The sequence below is a fragment of the Chryseobacterium sp. genome, assembly GCF_019236175.1.
In the GTDB taxonomy this organism is placed as follows: domain Bacteria; phylum Bacteroidota; class Bacteroidia; order Flavobacteriales; family Weeksellaceae; genus Chryseobacterium.
On record NZ_JAFAJM010000023.1, the window covers coordinates 46,070 to 68,313 of the forward strand.

General features: G+C 36.8%; 23 protein-coding genes. 12 read left to right on the top strand and 11 right to left on the bottom strand.

The window, feature by feature from the left end:
* Positions 1–54: 54 nt before the first annotated feature.
* Both JO178_RS19550 and tpx read right to left on the bottom strand, forming a co-directional pair.
* Positions 55–627, bottom strand: coding sequence for a Crp/Fnr family transcriptional regulator (locus JO178_RS19550; protein ID WP_291939546.1), 573 nt, complete (start codon positions 625–627; stop codon positions 55–57).
* Positions 628–721: 94 nt separating this feature from the next.
* Positions 722–1,222, bottom strand: a complete 501-nt coding sequence (tpx, locus tag JO178_RS19555; RefSeq protein ID WP_291939550.1) for a thiol peroxidase — start codon at positions 1,220–1,222, stop codon at positions 722–724.
* Positions 1,223–1,381: 159 nt separating this feature from the next.
* Between tpx and JO178_RS19560 the strand changes: the two genes are divergently transcribed.
* The 3 genes from JO178_RS19560 (at position 1,382) to JO178_RS19570 (ending at position 5,286) form a co-directional block, all read left to right on the top strand.
* The gene (locus JO178_RS19560) at positions 1,382–1,834 is read left to right on the top strand and encodes a T9SS type A sorting domain-containing protein (RefSeq protein ID WP_291939553.1); all 453 of its coding nucleotides are present in this window, start codon (positions 1,382–1,384) and stop codon (positions 1,832–1,834) included.
* A gap of 13 nt (positions 1,835–1,847) precedes the next feature.
* Positions 1,848–2,960: a hypothetical protein gene (locus tag JO178_RS19565; RefSeq protein WP_291939556.1), complete on the top strand. Its 1,113-nt coding sequence runs from the start codon at positions 1,848–1,850 to the stop codon at positions 2,958–2,960.
* Between the two features lie 106 nt (positions 2,961–3,066).
* Positions 3,067–5,286: an NADP-dependent isocitrate dehydrogenase gene (locus tag JO178_RS19570; protein WP_291939560.1), complete on the top strand. Its 2,220-nt coding sequence runs from the start codon at positions 3,067–3,069 to the stop codon at positions 5,284–5,286.
* Between the two features lie 84 nt (positions 5,287–5,370).
* Here the strand turns inward: JO178_RS19570 and JO178_RS19575 are convergent, their stop codons facing one another.
* Positions 5,371–5,706: a helix-turn-helix domain-containing protein gene (locus tag JO178_RS19575; protein WP_291939562.1), complete on the bottom strand. Its 336-nt coding sequence runs from the start codon at positions 5,704–5,706 to the stop codon at positions 5,371–5,373.
* Positions 5,707–5,807: 101 nt separating this feature from the next.
* Between JO178_RS19575 and JO178_RS19580 the strand changes: the two genes are divergently transcribed.
* The 7 genes from JO178_RS19580 (at position 5,808) to JO178_RS19610 (ending at position 11,401) form a co-directional block, all read left to right on the top strand.
* Positions 5,808–6,554, top strand: a complete 747-nt coding sequence (locus JO178_RS19580; RefSeq protein ID WP_291939565.1) for an SDR family oxidoreductase — start codon at positions 5,808–5,810, stop codon at positions 6,552–6,554.
* A gap of 178 nt (positions 6,555–6,732) precedes the next feature.
* Positions 6,733–7,704, top strand: coding sequence for a heme-binding domain-containing protein (locus tag JO178_RS19585; protein WP_291939568.1), 972 nt, complete (start codon positions 6,733–6,735; stop codon positions 7,702–7,704).
* Positions 7,694–8,134 (top strand): hypothetical protein, encoded by a 441-nt coding sequence (locus JO178_RS19590; RefSeq protein WP_291939571.1) that lies wholly within the window; start codon positions 7,694–7,696, stop codon positions 8,132–8,134. The genes JO178_RS19585 and JO178_RS19590 overlap by 11 nt, the downstream gene beginning before the upstream one ends.
* Before the next feature lie 176 nt (positions 8,135–8,310).
* Positions 8,311–9,327: a sensor histidine kinase gene (locus tag JO178_RS19595; RefSeq protein WP_291939574.1), complete on the top strand. Its 1,017-nt coding sequence runs from the start codon at positions 8,311–8,313 to the stop codon at positions 9,325–9,327.
* Entirely contained in the window at positions 9,308–10,069 is a 762-nt protein-coding gene (locus tag JO178_RS19600; protein WP_291939577.1) for a LytTR family DNA-binding domain-containing protein, read from the top strand. Before JO178_RS19595 ends, JO178_RS19600 begins: the two co-directional genes overlap by 20 nt.
* A 131-nt stretch (positions 10,070–10,200) precedes the next feature.
* The gene (locus JO178_RS19605; protein ID WP_291939579.1) at positions 10,201–10,977 is read left to right on the top strand and encodes a DUF1223 domain-containing protein; all 777 of its coding nucleotides are present in this window, start codon (positions 10,201–10,203) and stop codon (positions 10,975–10,977) included.
* A 31-nt stretch (positions 10,978–11,008) separates the two neighbouring features.
* Complete coding sequence (locus JO178_RS19610; protein ID WP_291939583.1) at positions 11,009–11,401, top strand: DoxX family protein; 393 nt, start codon at positions 11,009–11,011, stop codon at positions 11,399–11,401.
* Between the two features lie 156 nt (positions 11,402–11,557).
* Here the strand turns inward: JO178_RS19610 and JO178_RS19615 are convergent, their stop codons facing one another.
* From JO178_RS19615 to JO178_RS19630, 4 genes are all read right to left on the bottom strand, one after another.
* Positions 11,558–12,550, bottom strand: coding sequence for an MBL fold metallo-hydrolase (locus tag JO178_RS19615; protein WP_291939586.1), 993 nt, complete (start codon positions 12,548–12,550; stop codon positions 11,558–11,560).
* A 115-nt stretch (positions 12,551–12,665) separates the two neighbouring features.
* Complete coding sequence (locus tag JO178_RS19620; RefSeq protein ID WP_291939589.1) at positions 12,666–13,667, bottom strand: aldo/keto reductase; 1,002 nt, start codon at positions 13,665–13,667, stop codon at positions 12,666–12,668.
* A gap of 87 nt (positions 13,668–13,754) precedes the next feature.
* Positions 13,755–14,660: a helix-turn-helix transcriptional regulator gene (locus JO178_RS19625; RefSeq protein ID WP_291939592.1), complete on the bottom strand. Its 906-nt coding sequence runs from the start codon at positions 14,658–14,660 to the stop codon at positions 13,755–13,757.
* Between the two features lie 114 nt (positions 14,661–14,774).
* Entirely contained in the window at positions 14,775–15,236 is a 462-nt protein-coding gene (locus tag JO178_RS19630) for a hypothetical protein (RefSeq protein ID WP_291939597.1), read from the bottom strand.
* A 374-nt stretch (positions 15,237–15,610) separates the two neighbouring features.
* Here JO178_RS19630 and JO178_RS19635 point away from each other — a divergent pair, with 374 nt between their 5' ends.
* A complete protein-coding gene (locus JO178_RS19635; protein WP_291939600.1) occupies positions 15,611–15,898 on the top strand; it encodes a GNAT family N-acetyltransferase in 288 nt (95 codons plus the stop codon).
* Here JO178_RS19635 and JO178_RS19640 read toward each other — a convergent pair whose 3' ends face one another.
* Complete coding sequence (locus tag JO178_RS19640; protein WP_291939603.1) at positions 15,899–16,996, bottom strand: MBL fold metallo-hydrolase; 1,098 nt, start codon at positions 16,994–16,996, stop codon at positions 15,899–15,901.
* 172 nt (positions 16,997–17,168) lie between these two features.
* Here JO178_RS19640 and JO178_RS19645 point away from each other — a divergent pair, with 172 nt between their 5' ends.
* Positions 17,169–18,707: a S41 family peptidase gene (locus JO178_RS19645; protein WP_291939606.1), complete on the top strand. Its 1,539-nt coding sequence runs from the start codon at positions 17,169–17,171 to the stop codon at positions 18,705–18,707.
* A 269-nt stretch (positions 18,708–18,976) separates the two neighbouring features.
* On the opposite strand, the gene JO178_RS19650 is transcribed toward JO178_RS19645, so the two are convergent.
* The 3 genes from JO178_RS19650 to JO178_RS19660 all read right to left on the bottom strand — a co-directional run bounded on the left by JO178_RS19650 (position 18,977) and on the right by JO178_RS19660 (position 22,105).
* A complete protein-coding gene (locus JO178_RS19650) occupies positions 18,977–19,795 on the bottom strand; it encodes a hypothetical protein (protein WP_291939608.1) in 819 nt (272 codons plus the stop codon).
* Between the two features lie 10 nt (positions 19,796–19,805).
* Positions 19,806–20,318 (bottom strand): sigma-70 family RNA polymerase sigma factor, encoded by a 513-nt coding sequence (locus JO178_RS19655; protein WP_291939611.1) that lies wholly within the window; start codon positions 20,316–20,318, stop codon positions 19,806–19,808.
* A gap of 158 nt (positions 20,319–20,476) precedes the next feature.
* Complete coding sequence (locus JO178_RS19660) at positions 20,477–22,105, bottom strand: NADP-dependent glyceraldehyde-3-phosphate dehydrogenase (protein WP_291939613.1); 1,629 nt, start codon at positions 22,103–22,105, stop codon at positions 20,477–20,479.
* Positions 22,106–22,244: the final 139 nt, after the last annotated feature.

The window sequence follows — 22,244 nt, forward strand, 5'->3', positions numbered from 1 at the left end:
AAGTTTGATGATCATAAAGCTACGTCCAAAAAACTGAGCAGGCGTTAACTTAAGTTAATTAATAATTCTGCTTCTTATTCTGCTCAAAGACTGCTCTGTGACCCCCAAATAACTTGCGATGTGTTTCTGGGCTATTTTCTGGAAAAGAAGCGGTTCTTTTTTCAGGAGGTTCAGGTATCTGTCTTCAGGAGAAAGACACAACAGATCATCAATTCTTTTTTTGGCATCCAGATAGATCTTTTCACTCATCATTCTTCCAAATTTCTGCCAGTACGCTTCTTTTTCGTATAAAGCCTGAAGGTGGTCTTTACCTAACAGCAGAATTTCACAATGTTCCAATGCCTGAATATTCATATTGGAGACGGAGTCGCAAAGTATGCTTTCATAATCGGTAAAAAATTCATTTTCAAAGTAAAAGCCGAAATTGATTTCCCTGCCCTGATCGTTGATGTAAAAACTTCTTAGAATCCCCTTTTTGATAAAGCCCAGGTATTTGCATTTTTCTCCCTGTTTCAGGAAAAAATCAGACTTTAAAAGCCGGGTATCGTTGAGGAGGGCATAAAATTCTTCAAAATGTTCCTGATCCACCTGAAACAGCTCACCATATTTATTGTAATGATCCTGCATTCTTTTTTCAGTTTATTTGTGTGTTTTTAAGTTCAAAAAAGCCTTGCAAAAATACTTTCACAAGGCTCTACAAAATTTTATTTCTAAGGTTTGCTTATTGATTCAATGCAGATAATGCAGCCTCATAGTTGGGCTCATCTGCAATTTCAGAAACCTGTTCTGTATACACCACTTTATTGTTTTCATCTGTAACGATAACTGCACGGCTTAACAATCCTTTCAAAGGAGAATCTGTAATAGTCACTTCATAATCATCTCCGAAGCTGCTTCTGAAATCGGAAAGCGTTTCTACGTTATTCAGTCCTTCTGCTGCACAGAATCTTCCCAATGCAAAAGGAAGGTCTTTTGAAATATTAATGATTACGGTGTTATCCAGCTTTGATGCTTCTTCGTTGAATTTTCTGCTGGAAGCTGCGCAGGTTGGCGTATCAATACTTGGGAAGATATTGAATACTTTTTTCTTACCGTCAAAAGTTTCAAGTGTTTTTACATTTAATCCTGAATCTACCAAAGCAAAATCTTTTACTGTAGTTCCGACTGACGGTAATGTTCCTATTGTGTGTACTTCGTTTCCTTTTAAAGTAATCGTTGACATAATTTTATTTTTTTAGTTTTTCAAATTTAATCAAAATAGAAAATTTTCCCATCTAATAAAGGTTAAATAATTCTTAAAGTGAAAATATATCTGTTTTTCAGTACCATCACTCAGTTATATGCAAATTTCAGTTATATTCGCTATTCTTAAACTAATACCATGCGACAAAAATTAATTCTTATTTTTCTCGTAGTACCTTTATTCGGTTTTTCCCAGTCTGTGATTGGGAATATTAATTCCGGAGCGGTTTCTACAAACAACTTCGCCTATTCAGTCGGTGAAATTTATGTAATTCCTGCTGACCCGGATCAGACCGGATCAGGAACTATGGGAATGCTGTATCAATCTGTTTTAAAAATTCTTGGAGTTTCTGAAATTGAAAAAGATAAAATTAAGATTTATCCCAATCCTACATCAGATTTTATCTATATACAACTCAGCTCGAGGTCAAAAATTGAAGATGTCGAAATCTATGATTTTTCAGGAAAGCTGGTTGTAAAAACAAAATTAGAATCGGGAAAACTGGACTTAAGGCATCTTGTTCAGGGAATGTATCTGGTTGTATTCCAAAATTCCGGCATCCAGCCCATTAAAATTATGAAAAAACCTTAAAAACTATCTCCACATGAAAAAAATTTATACTTCTATTCTTTTATTTATAGCCTCTTTATTCAGTACACAGGTTCCTCAGGCTTATACGTATCAAACCATTGCCTTTGATTCGTCCGGTACTCCTATAGCTAATGGAAATGTCTCCTTAAAAGTAAGTATTTTGGATAATACAGCAACAGGAGCAATCTTATATGCGGAAAATCATATTAAAACCACAAATTCAAAGGGATTGGTAAACCTTAATATCGGCCAGGGAACATCTTTAACAGGGAGTTTCACCAATATCAACTGGGGAACAAATCCGAAATTTGTAAAAGTAGAACTAGATCCTCAGGGAGGTACCAATTATGTAAATGTAGGGGTCAATCAATTAATGAGTGTACCCTATTCCCAAGTGAGTAAAACAGTAGTAACAGGCCCAGGTCAGGGAATAACATTAGTCTCTCCCAACGGAACCCATTATACTTTAAATGTAAATGACTTCGGGACACTGAACATGCCTTATTCCGCCTTCAGTACTCCTTTGCCTCCTGAATTGTATGTATATGGTTCGTATAACTCTTTTAATCCTGCCACCGCAAAATTATTAAGACAATCAAACATTTACAGAAGAAGCGGCTATATGTATCTTCCTGCACAAACAGAAATTAAATTTATTAATCAGCAAAATGCATCTGCCCAGGTATATGGTGCTGACGGAATGGGCACATTGGTTCCTAACGGAAGCAGTTATATGGCCAATTCTAATGGTTTTTATTCAATATATGTCCTTCCCTATTCTCTGGCTAATCCATTTGATTCATTTGCCGCTCAGATAACCAACTTTGCTCCTGAGCTGGTTTTCTCCTCTGTATATGGGTATTTCCCACAATTGACCCCAGCCACTTATAATGTCGCCACCAACACTTTTACAATTGAAGCTCACGGGGTTACCAACTACTCGCCTTCATTTAGGATAAACTTATACCAGTCTGAAGTTTTAGGTGACAATTTAGCGGACGGAAGTTTAGATTTAGATGGAGTTCCTATTGTAATTCCCAATACTTCTGCGACTCCGAAGAATTATAAAATTACCTTTACAATTAATTTTGATGCAACAGGAACTTATACGATAACCGAAATATAAATTTAAAGAGGCAACAGCCTCTTTTTTTATTCAAAATATCCAAATAAAACAATCATATTTAGTAAATTTGTGGGACTTAAAATTTCAAATAAAAAATAACAGTATAATGTCAGACAAATCAAAAATCTATTACACACTTACTGATGAAGCTCCAATGTTGGCTACTCACTCGTTTTTACCTATTGTAAAAGCTTTTACTAAATCAGCAAATATTGAGATTGCAGTACCGGACATTTCTTTGGCAGGAAGAATTTTAGCAAACTTTCCTGAGTTTTTAAAAGATGATCAAAAAATCGGTGACGCTTTATCAGAATTAGGCCAACTGGCTACTCAACCTGACGCTAACATTATCAAATTACCCAATATCTCAGCTTCTGTACCACAATTGGACGCAGCTATCGCTGAGCTTCAGGCTAAAGGTTTTGCCGTTCCTAATTACCCTGCAGAACCTAAAAATGATGCGGAAAAAGCAATCAAAGCTAAATATGCAAAAGTATTAGGTAGTGCTGTAAACCCTGTATTAAGAGAGGGAAACTCTGACAGACGTGCTCCAAAAGCTGTTAAAAACTATGCAAAAGCAAACCCGCACAGAATGGGTGACTGGGCTTCTGACAGCAAAACTGACGTTGCACACATGAATCATGGTGATTTCTACGGAACAGAAACTTCCACAACATTAGAAAATGCTACCAAATACAGAATCGTATTCAAAGGAAATGATGGTTCTGAAACTGTATTAAAGGATTTTGCAGGTCTTCAGGCAGGTGAAGTCATTGATTCTTCTGTAATGAACTTAAATGCACTGAAAGCATTTGTTCAGGAAGCTATCGAGGAAGCAAAACAAAGAAATATCCTTCTTTCTGCTCACCTTAAAGCTACGATGATGAAAATCTCCGACCCCATTATTTTCGGAGCTATCGTAGAAACGTTTTTCAGAGATGTATTTACAAAATATGCCGAGACTTTCAAGTCTTTAGATATTAATCCTAATAACGGTCTTGCTGATCTTTTCGAAAAAATTAAAGGAAATACTCAGGAAGCTGATATTAAAGCTGATATTGAAAAAGCGCTTGCTGATGGGCCAAGAGTGGCAATGGTAAATTCTGATAAAGGAATTACTAATTTCCACGTACCTTCTGATATTATCGTTGATGCATCTATGGCTGCTCTTGTAAGAGGCGGAGGTAAAATGTGGAACAAAGACGGAAATGAAGAAGATACAGTAGCTATAATTCCGGATCGTTCTTATGCAGGTTTCTATCAGGCTGTCATTGATGATATGAAAGCTCACGGAAAATTAGACCCTACTACTATGGGATCTGTTCCGAACGTAGGATTAATGGCACAAAAAGCTGAAGAATACGGATCTCACGACAAAACATTCCAGTTATCTGCTGACGGAACTGTAGAAGTTCAGGATGAAGCCGGCAATGTTCTTCTTTCTCAGAAAGTAGAAAAAAGTGATATCTTCAGAATGTGTCAGACTAAAGATGCTCCAATACAGGACTGGGTAAAATTAGCGGTAAACAGATCAAGATTATCTGATACTCCTGCTATTTTCTGGTTAGACAAAGGAAGAGCTCACGACAGAGAAATCATCAAAAAAGTAGAAAAATATCTTGCTGATCACGATACTACAGGATTAGACATCAGAATTCTTGATGTAAAAGACGCTATGACTGAGACGCTTAGAAGAGCAAGAGAAGGTAAAGATACAATCTCCGTTTCAGGAAACGTATTAAGAGATTATTTAACAGACCTTTTCCCAATCCTTGAGCTTGGAACTTCTGCGAAAATGCTTTCTATTGTTCCGTTGATGAACGGAGGAGGATTATTTGAAACAGGTGCCGGAGGTTCTGCACCTAAACACGTTGAACAATTCTTAGAAGAAGGATACCTAAGATGGGATTCTCTTGGTGAATTCCTTGCGCTACAAGCTTCTTTAGAGCATTTAGCACAAACCCAGGGAAATACTAAATCTCAGGTATTAGCTGATGCACTGGATGAAGCTAACGCCAAATTCCTTGCTACAGACAAGTCTCCTGCAAGAAAAGTAGGACAAATCGACAACAGAGGATCTCACTTCTACTTAGCAATGTACTGGGCTGAAGCTTTAGCTAGCCAGACTGCTGATGCTGAACTGGCGGCTCAATTTGCTCCGATTGCACAGGCTATGCAAGAAAATGAAGCGGTAATCAATGCAGAATTAATTGGTGCTCAAGGTAAACCACAAAATATTGACGGTTACTACAAAACTGACACTTACAAAACATACGCTGCCATGAGACCAAGCACCGTTTTAAATGAAATCATTGACGGAATCTAATTTCTGATTTTTGATATATAGAAAAGCCCCTTTTTAAAAGGGGCTTTTTGTTTACTGACTCATTAGCAATCGGACATTAAATATTTACCTGTCTTCTATGATTATCCTTCTGTGTTCCCGTCCCCAATTAATCATTTCCTGAATAATAGCACCAAAAGTTCTGCAATATTCAGTGGGTTCATATTCTATTAAAACGGGAGTCTCAGGATAAACGCTGCGTTTTACCAGTTTATTCAGTTCCATATCTTTCAGTTCTTTTGAAAGCATTCTTGTAGTAATTCCGGGAATACTTCTTTCAATCTCACGGAAACGGCGGTTTCCGTTACAAAGTGAATTGATCACGGGAATTCTCCATTTTCCCCCGATAAAATAAAGGGTGTCCTGGAGCGCTCTTAATTCTTCTGTCTGATCTCTTTCCATATGGCAAAGTTAATTGATATCATTAATGATACTGGTATACTCTATGATACTGATTACAAAAGTATATCAATATGAAATAACTTTGTCAAAAAATTTAAACAATGAAAAAATTCAGTAACCGACTCGCGATCATAACAGGTGGCAACAGCGGGATCGGATATGCCACAGCGCAAGAGCTTATTTCAGAGGGTGCAACGGTGATCATTACCGGAAGAAGGAAAGAAGCTGTAGAAAAAGCAGCCCGGGAATTGGGTGCCATTCCCTTTACAGCGGATCAGGCCGACCTTAATGATATTGAAATATTAAAAAATGAAGTAGAAAAACAGTTTGGAAAAATTGATATTTTATTTATTAATGCCGGCATTACGGGAAATCTTACTTTAATTGAGAATATGGATGCCGATAATTTCGATCAGGTAATGAACATCAATTTCCGAGGAGCCTATTTCACATTGAGTCAACTGATTCCTTTATTGAATGACGGAGCTTCGGTGATATTCCTGTCTTCTATTGTTTCTTCTACTTATCAACCTAACAGTTCCGTGTATCAGGCCAGTAAAGCTGCTTTAAACTCGGTGGCAAAAACAGCTGCAGCAGAGCTCGCTCCGAGAAAAATCAGGGTAAATATCATAAGTCCCGGTCCTATTAAAACAGAAATTATGAGCAAAGCAGGACTGGATGAAGAGAGTTTGAAAAACCTTAACAAGCATCTCATCGAGCAGATTCCCCTTAAGAAAATGGGAACTGCCGAAGAGGTTGCCAAATTGGTTACTTATTTCTCCGATGACAGTGTATCAGGTTTTTTAACCGGTACAGAAATAATCATTGATGGCGGAATCACTTTATAAGCCATCATCCTATGCTATACCGGTAATTTCCTGATTACCGGTATTTTTATTGTGTTGCTGAGTTTTCAGCCTTCTAATTTCCTGATTCACCACCTGATTTGTCCGGCTTAGCCTTTATTCTGTTCCAGAACATCCGGAGCTGATTTACTTTTGAATCAGAAAATAAAACAATACTCATATGAATACCACAAAAAAAAGAAATCCTATTGCAATAGTTTTCCTTGCTATATTGGGAATCTTTGGAGGGCTTCAAATATTCAGCCAGCCTTTAGAAGGGAAACCGGCAACCCAAAAAATCGAAGCCCCGCGTGAAGTGATTAACATTCTTGAAAATTCATGTTTCAACTGCCACTCCAATCAACCCAACTTAAGCTGGTATGATAAAATTGCTCCCCTCTCATGGGTCGTGAATAAGGATGTAAAAAGGGCCCGGGAAGTCCTTAATTTTTCAGAATGGGACAAGCTTTCTCCAGCTGAGCATAAAGGAAAAATGTATGCTATTTTAAATATGATGCAAAGCGGTAAGATGCCTCTTCACGAATACACTATTCTTCATCCTTCTGCTAAAATCACCCCAAAGGAAGTTGAAACCATCAGAAAATATACCCTTTCTTTATCTGATACCGGTAATAACTCAAAAAACAAAAATACTGACCATGAAATTAACGCTGCTCTTCCCAAGGTACCGGTATCTCCTAATGGAATTCAATACACAGATGATTTTAAAAACTGGAAAGTGATCAGTATGAGTACTCTTTTCGACCAGTCAATCCGGGTTATTTATGGAAATGACATTGCTGTAAAAGCTGTTGAAACAGAAAATTTTCATCCATGGCCTGACGGAAGTATTGTCGTAAAATCCGTATGGAAACAACAGACTTTACCTGACGGAGAAATCAGGGCCGGAGAATTTATCAATGCTCAGTTTATGGTAAAGGATTCCGGAAAATATAAAGATACCGAAGGCTGGGGATTTGCAAAATTCTCGGGAAATGATCTGCATCCTACCGGAAAATCTGCATCTTTTGCTAAAGAATCATGCATTGCCTGCCACAGACAACTTGCAGAGAAAACAGGATACCTGTTTGATGTTCCTATGAAAGTCAATACCCAACAATTAATTCAAAACCTACAAAAAAATGAAAAATAGCCTATTAATCCTGCTTACAAGTTTGATTTCGCTGGTATCCTGTAACAAAGAAAATACGACTGATAAAGGATTAGCACGACTTATTTTTAATTCCGGGAATCTGAAATTCATTTCCACATCCCTCAATCCGAAAAAAGAAACCATGAGTGCTTTATACGGAAATGAAAAAGCTATGGAATCCCTGTCTGAAGAAGGTCATACCCCAAAAGCCGGAGCAATAATGAAACTGGTTACCTGGCGTTATCATGACAACCCTCAGTATATAGGAGGAACAATCACCGGTGAACTGGTAAGTATTGAAACCGTACAGACTGATGGCAAAGGAAAAGTTTCTTATCAAATACAAAATACCACCTCTCAAAAATCAGCATTCAACAAGGAAGAAAGAATATCGTATTTCATGAGTTATCATCCTGTTATGAGACCATAACTCAGAATGTTCTTACGATTATTGTTTATCAATAGTGAATCCCGCGGAAACAAGTCAGTGGTGAAAATAGCCGAAAATTTGACAAAGCCTGCAGATTCACTATTTGCCATGATATTATTCTCTATTTTTATCAATTAAAAGGATTAATTTAACATCTTCAAATTCGCAGTTCGATTATGCAACAGCAAAAAATAAAAATTTCGCAGGCTGTCATCTGGATAAGTTCCGTTTTTCTGGGCATTTTATCTTCTGTACCCCAGCTTGCCTCTCACGAATTCAACTGGAAAGAAGCTATTGTAAATTCAGCAATTACCGCTGCATTTTCTATTATCATGTGGTATGTTAATATTTATATGCTGAACAAAACAGCAGGAAAACGCAGCCAACATATTTCTTATTCAAAGCTGATGGCTATTCTTGCTTTCGGGATGGTAATCATGTTCGGACTGGCGTGGATCCAGCAGCTGATTCTTTCTCATATCAATTTCGGCCCGGTGATGCTGATGGTGGAAGTAAGGGGAATCCTGATCAACCTTGTCTGCTATATGTTTTTAACTCTGCTTCAGAATAATTACACAGGTCAACAGATTCAGCTGGAACTGGAAAAAGTTAAAAGTGATAATCTCGGAGCTCAGTATGAACTGCTCAAACAGCAGATCAATCCCCATTTTCTGTTCAACAGTCTGAACACCTTAAAATTAATGGCGGAAACGAATGATGAGGAAACGGTAGATTTCATTGTTAAACTTTCAGATTTTTATCGTTTCACACTTGAAAGCAGAAAACTTGATCTGATCGGTGTTCAGGAAGAAATGAAAATCGTGGATGCTTATCTCTTTCTCCAGAAAGCACGTTTCGGAGAGGGAATTACATTCACCAACCTGTTGGAAAAAGAGGCCCTGGAGAGTCTTATACCTCCCTTTACCCTTCAGCTTCTGGTTGAAAACTGTATTAAACACAATGTGGTTTCACAGAGCAAACCTTTACATATAAAAATCTACAATACTCAGGACCAACTCATTATTGAAAATCCTGTGCAGCGTAAAATGGTTCCGGAAGACTCTCTGGGTGTAGGGCTAGACAATATTAAAATGCGCTATAAGCATCTTTTGGAAAAAGACATTCTTATTTATTCAGACGAAAAAATATTTCAGATAAAACTACCATTGATCCATGAATATCATCATCATTGAAGACGAATTCAGGGCGGCAAAAGCCCTTCAGACCCTTATTTCAGATTTAAAACCGGATTCCCGTATTCTGGGAGTCTACGACAGCATTGAAACCAGTATCGAAGCTTTATCAAAAGATATAAAACCGGATCTTATCTTTATGGATATTCAACTTTCAGACGGATTATCTTTTGAAATTTTCAAAGCTATAGAGATCACCTGCCCTGTTGTCTTCTGTACAGCTTTTGACCAATATATGCTTGATGCCTTTAAAAGCAAAGGAGTTGACTATGTTTTAAAACCTTTTTCGAGGGAAGATATCGCAGAAGCTCTCAGAAAAGTAGATGAATTAAAAAAATTCTTTCAGAAAAATGAATTACCCGATCTGGAACTTCTTTTACAGAAAATAAATCAGCCGGAAGGAAAAAGCAGCTTTCTTGTTTTTAAAAACCAGAAATACACAACTATTCCTACGGAAAATGTCGCTTATTTTTATATCCATAATGAAATTACCCATCTGGTAACTTTTGGCAAGGAGCAGTTTCAGCTTACTCAGCCTCTCGGACAGGTTGCTGAGCAGGTTTCCGGTAAACAGTTCTTCCGGGTCAACAGACAATACCTGGTCAACTTCAAGGCTATCAAGGAAATGGAACATTATTTTCAGCGCAAAATACTTGTCAAACTCATTGTTGATACTCCCGAAAAACTTCTCATCAATAAAGAAAAAACACATAATTTCTTTACCTGGCTGGAAGACAGATAGACCATAACTGTTTTTCACTAAAAATTTTACCATTTATATTTTCAGGGTTCACCTTTGCATTTGTCCGGTTGAACCCTTTTTGTATTCTTTCAGGATCACAAAGTATCTACTTTTGAATCAAATTAAAAGATATGATACTTAAAAACTTAATCACAGTCGGGGCTTTCACCTCATTATTATTTGCAGCATTTGCATTCGCACATACAGAGAAGTCATCGGAAAAACCACTATCTTCAGCTTTGGACAGCAATGGGTTTGCCATATTGGAGCTCTTCACTTCAGAAGGCTGTTCAAGCTGTCCTCCTGCAGATGACCTGATGGGACAGATAGAAAAAAAATACAGGAATGAACCCGTATACATTCTTTCCTATCATGTTGATTACTGGAACCGTCTCGGATGGAAAGACAGATTCAGCAGCCCTGAAAATTCACAAAGACAGCAACAATACAGCCGTATACTTGGTTCACAGTTGTATACCCCACAATTGGTTGTCAATGGAAAAACCGAATTTGTAGGTTCCGATACCCATGCTGTGGAAAATGCTATTCAAAAAGCTTTATTTAATGCTAGAAGCATGAAGGTAGATCTTTCAGCCAAAATCTCTCAAAATGAAATCAGCGTACAATACGATGTTCCTTCCGCTGATGCTAAAAATATTCTTTTTGTTAATCTGGTTGAGAAACAATCTTCCACTCATGTCGCTAGAGGCGAAAATGAAGGCCGCCATCTGCAGCACTGGCAAATCGTTCACCAACAACAGCAGATTGTACTAAACAAGCAGCAGACTGGTCATTCATCATTTAAAATCCCTGAAAATTTTTCAACTGATAACTGGGAGGTCATTGCCTTTGTTCAGAATTCTAAAACCGGAGAAATCCTGGGTTCATCAAAAACTTCATTTCATTAATTTTTTTATTAACCATTAAAACAATACAACAATGAAAACAAAAACAACAAAAATCATCTACTGGTCCGGAGTGATCTTTATGTCATTATGGTTCGGAGCAAGCGGCTTCTTTGAACTTACCCAAAATCCTGTTGTATGGGATATTACCCGACAGCTGGGTTATCCGCCTCATTTCATTTACATATTGGGTGTTTTTAAGCTTTCGGGTGTTTTGGTTTTACTTCTTTCCAACCGATTACTGAGATTAAAGGAATGGGTGTTTGCAGGAATGTTTTTCGATATTATTTTTGCTTTTTTTTCAAAAATTGTGGTACTTGGGTTTCCGGCCACTATCGATGCACTCATAGCACTCTCTGCTCTTTCGCTGACATATCTGATGTTCAGAAAATTATATTCACCGGAGTTGATTTTCGGGGAAGCATAGCAGAGCCAACCGAGTTTCTTTAGAATCTGAAGGATTATTCTTAACACTATAAATGCACGAATTATACCTGATTAATTCGTGCATTCATGGTTAAAAGCTCATCGTATTAAGATCAGCTTTAGTCAAAGCCTGTACTTCTATTGATCTCTTGCGGATCTAATTCATAAAACTCTCTGGGAACCATTCAAATGCATTTCCTTTTTTCTTTGTAAATCCTGATCCGGGCCACGGTAAATGGCAGGCCAGTGCTCTGGTTTTTGTTTCAGCCAGCTGCTGAAGAAGTTTTTTTCTGGAAGATGTGGCAATATCCAGATCCGTATCGCCGAAAAAGCCCCAGTCCGGATGAGGAAAAAGAATAACATCAGAATGAATCAGATCTGCTATATAAACAAGCTTTTCTTTTCCTGAAGTAATGGTAGTAACTGTTAATCCGGGAGTATGCCCCGGAGCCAGCTGAAAGCTGAAATAATCATATAACGGAGCATCCAGATCATAGAACTTCAATTTCGGCTGAATGGTTTTCAATACGTTTTGAAGTGCGGAAATAATCTGATCTAATACTTCCGGCTTAGCTTGTAAAGCGCTATTATAAAAATCTTTAAGGGAAGCTTTCATCCAGAAATCATATTCAGTTTTTGAAAGAAAGACCGCCGCATTAGGAAAGACAAGGTTATTCTGTTTATCCACGACTCCGCCTATATGATCCGGATGGGCATGAGAAATAAAAACATCGGTGATATCTTTGGGTGAGAAGCCTGCTTTTTCAAGACTTTTTAATAAAAAGCCTGTTCTTTCATCAGCAAAAATTCCCATTCCGGCATCAAATAAAATCAGTTTATCGTTGGTTTTAACGAGTAGAATATTCATAGCAAGATCGATATAATCTTCAGGTCTGAAATGATCTTTAAGAATAGCTTTCAAAGCTGAAGCATTTCCTCTTGGCGCAAATGAATTCAAATCTGTTTCGCGGATGTATCCGTCAGTCAGAATAAACAAGTCCAGTTCTCCCAGCTTAATTTTTTTATACCCTGATAAGTCATCTTCAATTTTACCGGGAATTGTTTTGGTTTCCGCCATCAGACCGGAAAACGGGAGCAAACTCAATATTCCTGCCAACAGCCCGTTTTTTAATAGTTCTCTTCTGTTCATATTTTTAGTTTGTGATTCTATAGTTTTTATTACATTTCAATACCTTCTTCATTGTCTTATATATAAAAACTGAGCTCCAGCGATCATTCAGGAACTCAGTTAGTATGTATTTTTTTTAATTGTTAACCAGCTTCATTGAGCCTTCCGTATATCTTTCTCCTACATTCGGGTACTTTTTAAGAATAGTATCAATGGTATCCAGATCTGATTGAGAAAGTTCAATATTGGCGGCTGCCACATTTTCTTCCAGATACTTGATTCTTTTGGTTCCTGGAATAGGAATGATGTCTTCTCCCTGGTTCAGCACCCAAGCTAAAGCCAATTGGGTTCCTTTAACCCCTTTTGATGCAGCAAAATCGTTAATTTCTTTTGCCAGTTTGGTATTATTATCAATATTTTCCTGTTGATAGCGTGGCAGTGTCTTTCTGAAATCATCATCTCCAAAATTCTGCACGTCATTGATATTGGCAAAGAGTCCTCTCGCCAACGGAGAATAAGGTACTAAGCTGATTCCGAGCTCTCTGATGGTTGGCAGGATTTCATTTTCTATATCTTTGGTAAGAATTGAATATTCAGACTGCAAAGCGGTGATGGGGTGAATTTTATTAGCTTTCCTGATTGATTCAGCAGAAGCTTCTGAAAGTCCGATGTATTTTACTTTTCCAGCTTTTACCAGCTCCGCCATCGCTCCTACTGTTTCTTCTACGGGTATATTCGGGTCGATTCTGTGAGCATAGTATAAATCAATCGTATCTATTTTTAATCGCTGAAGGCTTAAATCCACAGCCTGCCTGATCCAGTCCGGAGATCCGTCAAAATAGGTTCCCGGAGCACCACTGTGTCCTGCATTACCGTCTTTAAATCTAAATCCGAATTTTGTGGCAATAAAAATCTTATCTCTGTTGGGAACTAAAACTTTAGAGATCAGTTTTTCATTTTCTCCATTAGCATACATATCTGCCGTATCCCAAAAATTAACACCTAAATCTAATGCTCTGTGCAATGTATTGATACTTTCCTGTTCATCCGTAGGGCCATAAGCAAAGCTCATTCCCATACATCCTAATCCGACAGCGGATAGCTGTTCATCTGTGTTTCCTAATTTTTTAAATTTCATGATGGTTTTGATTTTAATTTTACATGACAAAATTAGGACAAGAAAAAAGCATCTATGCTATAGAATTCAAACTAAGAATTATAAAATTCAAACAAGATTCGTTCTTAAAGCATTGGGGGTAATTCCCGTTTGTTTTTTAAAATAATTGGTAAAATAGGCAGGCTCTTCAAATCCCAGTCCATAAGCAATCTCAGCAATATTCCAGTCGGTATGTTTCAGTAATGCATTAGCTTCCTGAATCAGTCTTGAAGTAATCTGCTGACTGGTTGTTTTTCCGGTAATCTCTTTCACGGAACGGTTTAAAGAATTGACATGAATGGAAAGGCTTCTGGCATAATCATTAGGAGTCTTCAGTTTTAAAAAAGCTTCCGGGCTGTCAATAGGAAACTGTCTTTCCAGAAGCTCCATGAATAAGGAAGCTACTCTTTGTGAAGCATTCTGATACGGTTCAAAGCTTTCTGCCGGATGCATTTTCATGGTTTCGTGAATCATCAGGTATAAATACGCTCTGAGCATATCATATTTGTGAACGTAATCTGACTGAATCTCAGTCATCATTTTTTGATAAAGATCCGAAAGTATCTTCTGATGTTCTTCTTCAACAAAAAAAATCGGAGTTCCGCCTATTTTGAAAAGCGGCGAATCCTGAAGGTTGCCAAGCCTGCTTCCGTTCTGTAGAAACTGTTCTGTAAAGAAGCAGAACCAGCCTTTCTGGTCTTCATCCTCAGATTCCCATGAATACGGAACTACAGGATTTGAAAATAACAGGGCGGGGCGATCTACTTCAATCCATTTATCGGCATAATGAAGTCTTCCTTTCCCTATAATTAATGAAATTTTATAATAATCTCTCCTGCTGTAAGGAGCCAGCGGCGCACAATATTCCCGGGAAAACACATTGAAATGCCCCAGGCCGTGAGTATTGAGGCATTGTGGTCCCAGACTGGAAGCATTTCTTTCATAAAAGCCTTTTAGTGATTCATTGGTTTCCATCTTTCAAAATTATAAAATTCAAACAAATATACTGATAATCGTTTTTATGTGATGAATAAAAGCGGCTGACATTAGTGTCAGCCGTTTAAAGTGAATATATATAGTTGATAATGGTTAATCCCAGTCATCGTCGTGTCCATGTCCACGACCATGCTTATATTGTTTTTTATAATATTTTTCCTGATTTTTATAGTACTTTTCCTGTTGTTTACGATATTTCTTAAAATCATTTTTATTTCTACCATAAATAATCACAGGATTTTCTCCTCTGTAGTATCTCTTTTTAAATACAATATATTTTTCTCTACCAAGAATCCTTTCCAATTCAGAATATCGGTCATTTCTCCATCTTCCGGGTTCTACTACATATACCCTGTTAAAAGAATTATAATCACGATATCTGTTATTTAAAGCATAAACCTGGTTAGCCTGCGTTGTAGAAAGTAACAGATCAGCGATTACCGTTTGCCAGTTTACATCTGATATACTTCTTCTATAATCGTTATAATAATCTGATTGCGCATAGCTGAGGCCGAAAGTACCTACTAAAAATGCTGTTAACAAAAACTTTTTCATTTCATTTTCCCCTTTAAAATTAAACATATTGACAGAGTCAATTAAAGTGCCAATTCTGAATTGTAATTGCCAATATTTGTTAAAGAAAATCATAAATCATTGATTATCTTTTAAATATTTTCTACAGTTTTATCAGAAATATTACATTTAATTATAGAAAAGTGATAAATTCTGTTCTGTTTATTTCTTAAACATTATGCTGTTTTTTTATTAAATAAACCAAGCGCTCTTCTAATGGTAATAAACATATATTATAAAATTCGTTAAGATTACCAAAACATATCGCTTCATATCAATTAAATTTGTAATTTTAAAGGAGAGATTGCTTTTCAGCACCTCTGTTATAAGTCATTAATCAACCAAATCTTAATATTATGGAAAATATAAAATTTCAGGTATCTCCATATCAGGATGAATTGCAACTGCTTATTAATGGTGAGAAAGTAGGCTATATGTCCATAGAGGTTGACGGGAGATTACTTATTGTATATTACACCAAGCTTAATGAAGAGCGCGAAGGAAAAGGATATGCCAAATTACTATTGGATGAGCTGGTACGCTATGCGGAAGAAAAAGATTTGCTTGTAGATCCTGAATGTGATTTTGTTCGTCAACAATTTGAAAATCATCCCAGAAGATATAAAGATATCTGGCATGCATAATCAGTCTTCCCACCAGGTACTGAACTGCTGATCTGTTTGATTCAGATTAACCACTTCTCCAATTATCGGGGTAAGAATCTGTAGTTTTTTTTCTTTTGCAAGGCTTGTTATTTTTTGCAAAGGCTCATTCCATGGATGAAGGGCAAGAGCAAATTTTGCAGCATGAACCGGGATAATTTTTTGTGCATTAATGTCAATACTTGCCTGAATAACATCTTCCGGCAGAGTATGGATGTACCTCCACGCTTCGCCATACTGCCCGTTCTCCATAATGGCATAATCAAAAGGGCCATATTGATCTCCGATCATTTTAAAATGGGAGTCATAACCGCTGTCTCCACCTAAAAAGATTTTTTTTGCAGGAGTTTCCAAAACATAAGAAGTCCAAAGTGTATCATTTTGTCTGATTCTTCTTCCCGAAAAGTGTCTTGCCGGTGTAAAAGTGATTTTTATATTATTTTTAAGTTCAGCTTCTGCTCCCCATTCTTCTTCTATCAGTTTACTTTCCGGATATCCCCATCTTTCCAGATGTGCTCCTACTCCCAATGGTACAATTGCCATCCCTGTCCGTTCCTGAATAGATTTCACTGTAGGATAATCCAGATGATCAAAATGATCATGGGTAATAACCAGATAATCCAGCTGCGGAATATCTTCAGGTTTAAAAATATCTGCCCCTTTAAAGGCTTTGTTAAAATATTTAAATGGTGAACCATACTGACTGAGTACAGGATCTACCAGAAAAGAAACTCCATCCAACTGTAAATAATAGGATGAGTGTCCCAACCAAATGAATACATCCTTGTTTTTATCTATATTTTTTAAATCCGTATGGAGGGATGGAATCTCTTTCAATGGTTTAAGCAATGGATCTTTTTTACCCAGAAAGAAATCATAGGTCACTTTTGACATTTTATAGCCTTCTGCTATCGAGGGAGTATGGCTGATATTCTGAAACTTTTTATTTTTATACAGCTTTGATTTTTTTATACGTTCCAGCCTTTTGCCCTTTGGTATGGCTCCAAATGCTTTCCCGTTGATTATTATAAAATAAAGGGCAACCCATACCAGCACAGTGGTAATAATCCAATATATCATTTGCAAAAATAAATATCAAATGTATAGACTTTTGGCTTTAAATGAAAATATAAATTATCCGGATCTTCTTTTTAACTAAATTTATAATGTATTTCGGAAAATTTATTATTCATTTAAGTGATCATTAATTTTAATCTTTTTATTTTAGCACCTTAAAAAAACTCAAATCAAATTGAAAAATTATTCGGTAATATTTCTTTTAGCTGTGCTTTCGTCATGTGCCTCTATTAAAAGACATAACGAGCAGCGGGCCTCCTATATTCCGCCGGAACAGCTTAAAGAAGATGTTGACTATGCCTATTCAAAACTGCAACAGATGCACCCTCAGCTTTACTGGTATATTCCCAAAGAGGAATTGGACCATAAGTTTGACAGCCTTAAACAAACCATCACCGAACCCCTCACTCCGCTTCAGTTTTATTTTAAGTTCCAGCCTGTTATTGCCAGCATTCGGGAAGGACATCTTTCTCTCAGAATTCCAAGAAAAAAATTCACAAAGAAAGAGATTAAAAAATTTGAACATACAAAAGGTTTATTCAGCCGTTTTGAATATTACATCAGCGGAGACCATATGTATATTGTTCAGAATAAAGATTCTATAGAAAATATACAACCCGGAACTGAAATTTTAAAGATCAACAACACTCCTGTTTCAGAATATATTAAAAAATATAAAAGCCTGATCAGCAGTGACGGATATAATACGACTTTCCATTCTTATTTTTTAAAGGATTTATTTTTTAATTTCTATACTGCGGAACACGGCCTTTCAAATACAGCTACCATTGAAACCTTTTACAATGGTGAAAAACGTCTGTATACATTAAGCAGAGAATCCAAATCAGAAACGGATCTTGAAAAAGATAAGGAATCCCAGAAAAGAACTCAGGAAAAGAAAATCAATGATTATGTGGCTTCCAGCAACTCCTATAACAGAACTTTCAAGTTTCTGGATAAAGACAGTTCTGTTGCATATATAAAAGTAAAAAGCTTTTCCAGAGATTATTCGGATCAGTTCTACAAGGAAACTTTTGCTACAATTAAAAATGCAAAATCCCAATACCTTATTATTGATGTCCGTAACAATTACGGAGGCTCACTGCATGAGATCAACAATCTGTATTCTTATCTTGCGGATGAACCCTTCACATTGATAAAGCCTTCTCAGGTGACTTCAAAGACGGCTCCTTTAAGAACTAATTATTTCAGAAAGAGTGCCCCTTTGGAATATGCATTCAAAAGCATCGCTTATCCGAGTTACTTTTTTGCCCAGGCTTTCAGTACTTATAAAAAAGACGGCAAGATATTCTATAAAATGAAGGTAGACAAGCCTACAAAACCTAATAAAGCAGCATTTCACGGAAAAGTTTTTGTGCTGATAAACGGGGGAAGTTTTTCTGCCTCTTCAATCATTACCGCAAAACTTAAAAATGATAAGAGAGCCACATTGGTAGGTGAAGAAACAGGAGGTGCCAATGATGGAACCGTAGCAGGATTTTATTCCTATCAGCAGCTTCCCAATACTAAAATCAGATTTCCTATCGGATTACTTTTAGTACAGCCTAACATTAGCTTTCAGGATAATAAAAAGGGCGTAACTCCTGATATCACAATCAGTGAAAACATGCAGGATATCATTGATAATAAAGATCCGCAGCTAGACTGGGTTACAAGTGAAATTGCAAAAGAGAAGAAAAAAACACCTCAATAAAGAGTAAAAATAATACCGTAAAAATCATTCAGTCTTAAAAAAACTAAAAAACCCGACAGAAATTCTGCCGGGTCCTCATTGTGCGTTTTTTTAAAATCTTACTCAATAGCTATTTTCATAAAAAATAGGTCAAGCTCGAAATAATAATTTTCACAGTTAGTAGAAAAAAAACAAAAATGTTACATTTTTTTTACAAAAAATTTCCCGAAAGTTTTCGGGAAGTGTATTGAAGCGGTAAAAACAATTAATTTTTCAAGGTGCTGAATCTGCTAATTGAGCCTTTCTAAAGCATTCAGCAGTGTATCAATATGAATGATATCTAATTTTGCTCCGATAAAAATGATGGTAAAAAGAACAACCGTCAGAAATAAAATAATAAATATATAAACGGAAACAAACCATATCACGGTATTCAGGATATTTCCTTTTATTCCGAATTTATTCATGAAAAACTTTTGAGAGCGTTCAAACCATGACCTTTTCTGTCTCTTTTTTTCAGGGGTTCCTTCAATGCCGTTCAGCTCATCCACCAGTTGTACAATATCCTCAATATACCTGCCATACATATAATAGATCCAGTATTTAATGATAAAGTAAACTAATAAAAGGGTGATGAAAAAACTGATTCCGAAAATAGCAAGGTTATAGGCCATATCAAAATGGAAATTAATCTTGATCAGGGATAGCAGAAACGCAAGCGGGATATAGGCAATATAGTAGGAAATATAAATTTCTTTTGAGATCAGAAGTTGTGTTTTCAGGATAAAAAGATCATAATTGGTATTGATACTGTTTTTCCGAAGCAGTTTATAAAGACTAAGGAAACGGGAATAAAAATAGACCATAAAACCAATAGTCAGAATGGTCACCAAGGTTGAAATCATTCTGATATTTGAATCCGAAGAAGCAAACGGAAAACTGGACAACAGCAACGGTAATGTCACAATCATCAGCCAAAATTCAGTTTCCATATTGATCTTCAGCATTTGTAGCGGAGAATGAATTTCACGTTGTTTTTCCAGAGAAACCTCCGGAGGATCCTGTCCGTTGTCTGTATGCCAAAGTTGTTTAAAGTTTTCTAACTCCATGTTTGTGTTTTTAATTTGAATTTGCTCTCAGTTTCTCAATAACCTCTTTCAGCTTCTCCTTTGCTCTTTTCAGTTTTACCCTTGCATTGACTTCCGTAATTCCCAATTGTCTGGCAATTTCTTTTCCCGAAAAATCTTCCAGAAAGAAAAAGATCAGCGCTTTGTCAATAGGGCTCAGCTGATGGATCGCCTCATACATCAGCTTCATATTCTTATCATCCGTATCATTATAAGGCTCCTGCTGAGCTCTTAGCCCATCGATATTCTGATTCTTCTGTATAAAACTACGTTTTTTTTCACTTCTCAGAAACACAATGGCCGTGTTAAGAGCTGTTCTGTAGAGCCATGTTGAAAAATCACTCTTCTTCTGAAAATCCCCATACGACTTCCAGGCCTGATAAATGATCTCCTGATAGAGATCATTTTGATCATCCTTATTATCCATATACATTTTAGAAATCTTGAAAATAACACCTTTATGTTTTTCAATTTTCTCTAAAAATTCTTTTTCAGGTGAATACATGATGGCACACTAATCCTTAAAGTAACATTTTAATAAAAACATCACTTTTTTAATAACACAAAAACTAAAATTCCAGCCATTAATTTAAAAAATCCTTAAAAAACAGAGAAGTTTATTAAGGATTTTTATTTTATGTTAAATAAGGATCATAATCTACGCTAGAAAATATAGTCGGTACTTAAAAAATTGGAATCATGATCTCTTACAATTGTATTCAGTAATTCTTTATTGGAATCCGTGAGTTTTGCGGCTACTAAAGACCTAATAGAAAATGAACGGAGCGCATCAAAAACAGAAAGCGTTCCTTCTGCGCTGTCTTTTCTTCCGGTAAAAGGAAAAACATCCGGCCCACGTTGTGCCTGACAATTGATATTGACGCGGCTGACTAAATTAACAAACGGATCAATCAGTCGGGCAACTTCTTCCGGATCTTCACTAAAAATACTTACCTGCATTCCGTGAGAAGCATTCACCTGATACTCTATCGGCTCATCAATATCTTCAAACGGCACTACAGGAATCACAGGCCCAAACTGCTCTTCATGATACAGCTTCATATCGCTGTTGACAGGGTACACCACCGCCGGAAATACAAAAGACGCTTCCGTATATCCGCCGTCTTTATTAAGAACTGCGGCTCCTTTTGACAATGCATCATCAATACATTCTTTTAAATAAGGTGGTTTATTCACTTCGGGAAGCGGTGTCACTTTCACATCTTTTTCCCAAGGTAATCCGGGTTTCAGGGCTGAAACAGCTGTACTCAGTTTTTCTGTAAATTCCAACGCAACTTCTTTCTGAACAAAAATCAGCTTCAAAGCCGTACATCGTTGCCCGTTGAAAGAAAGTGCTCCCAGAATACATTCGCTTACTGCCACATCCAGATTGGCGTTTTTGGTAACAATGGCGGCATTTTTAGCATCCAGACTTAAGATAGCTCTTAAACGGTTTACTTTCGGATGAAGTTTTTTCAGTCCGTTTGCTACTTTACTGGAGCCTATGAAAGCGAGCACATTCACTTTTCCACTTTCCATAATCGGGGTAATGATTTCCGAACCTTTTCCATAAAGGGTATTCACAGTGCCTTTCGGGAAAGCTTCCCTGAAAGCATTTAACAGAGGGTAATGAGCTAAAACGCCATGTTTGGGAAGTTTAAACAAAATGGTATTCCCCATGATCAATGCCGGAATTAGCGTGGTAAAGATCTCATTTAAGGGATAGTTAAAAGGCCCCATGCTTAAAACAACTCCCAACGGAGCTCTTCTGATTTGTGCAATAGTTCCTTCTGCCTGTTGAAAACGGGAAGATTCTCTGTCCAGATCCTTTAATGCATCAATGGTCTGATTAATATAATCTACCGTGCGGTCAAATTCTTTCGTAGAGTCAGCCCGTGTTTTTCCGATTTCCCACATCAGCAGCCTGATAATCAGATCACGCTGCTGAATCATAAGATACACAAACTTCTGCATACATCTGATTCGGCCTTCCACAGACATTGTAGGCCATTCTCCCAATCCATTATCATATGCTTTGACACAGGCTTCAAGAACTTCCATAGCTTCGTCGGGACCGATATTCGGGATACTTCCCAGAAGTTTTCTCTCCAGTCCGTTTTCTGTAGGAATGCAGACCGGAGAATAAATATCCTGCGTATCTCCTTTCCATTCTACCAGTTCTCCATACAGTAAATATTCTCTCTGATGAATTTCCGGTACTTTAAATTCTTCAGGAATTTCACTTTCACTTTTAAAAATATCTTGAAATGACGGTGTGTTGTTCGAATTCATGTTTTTTAATTTAATAATTTGAATGTAATTTTTGTAGAATAAAGGTAGATGTAAAAAATGGTTTTCAGAATAGTGATTTAATAGATTTGCTCTATTTGGAAGCTGTTTGAATGAAAATTAATATGACCAGTTTTTGTAA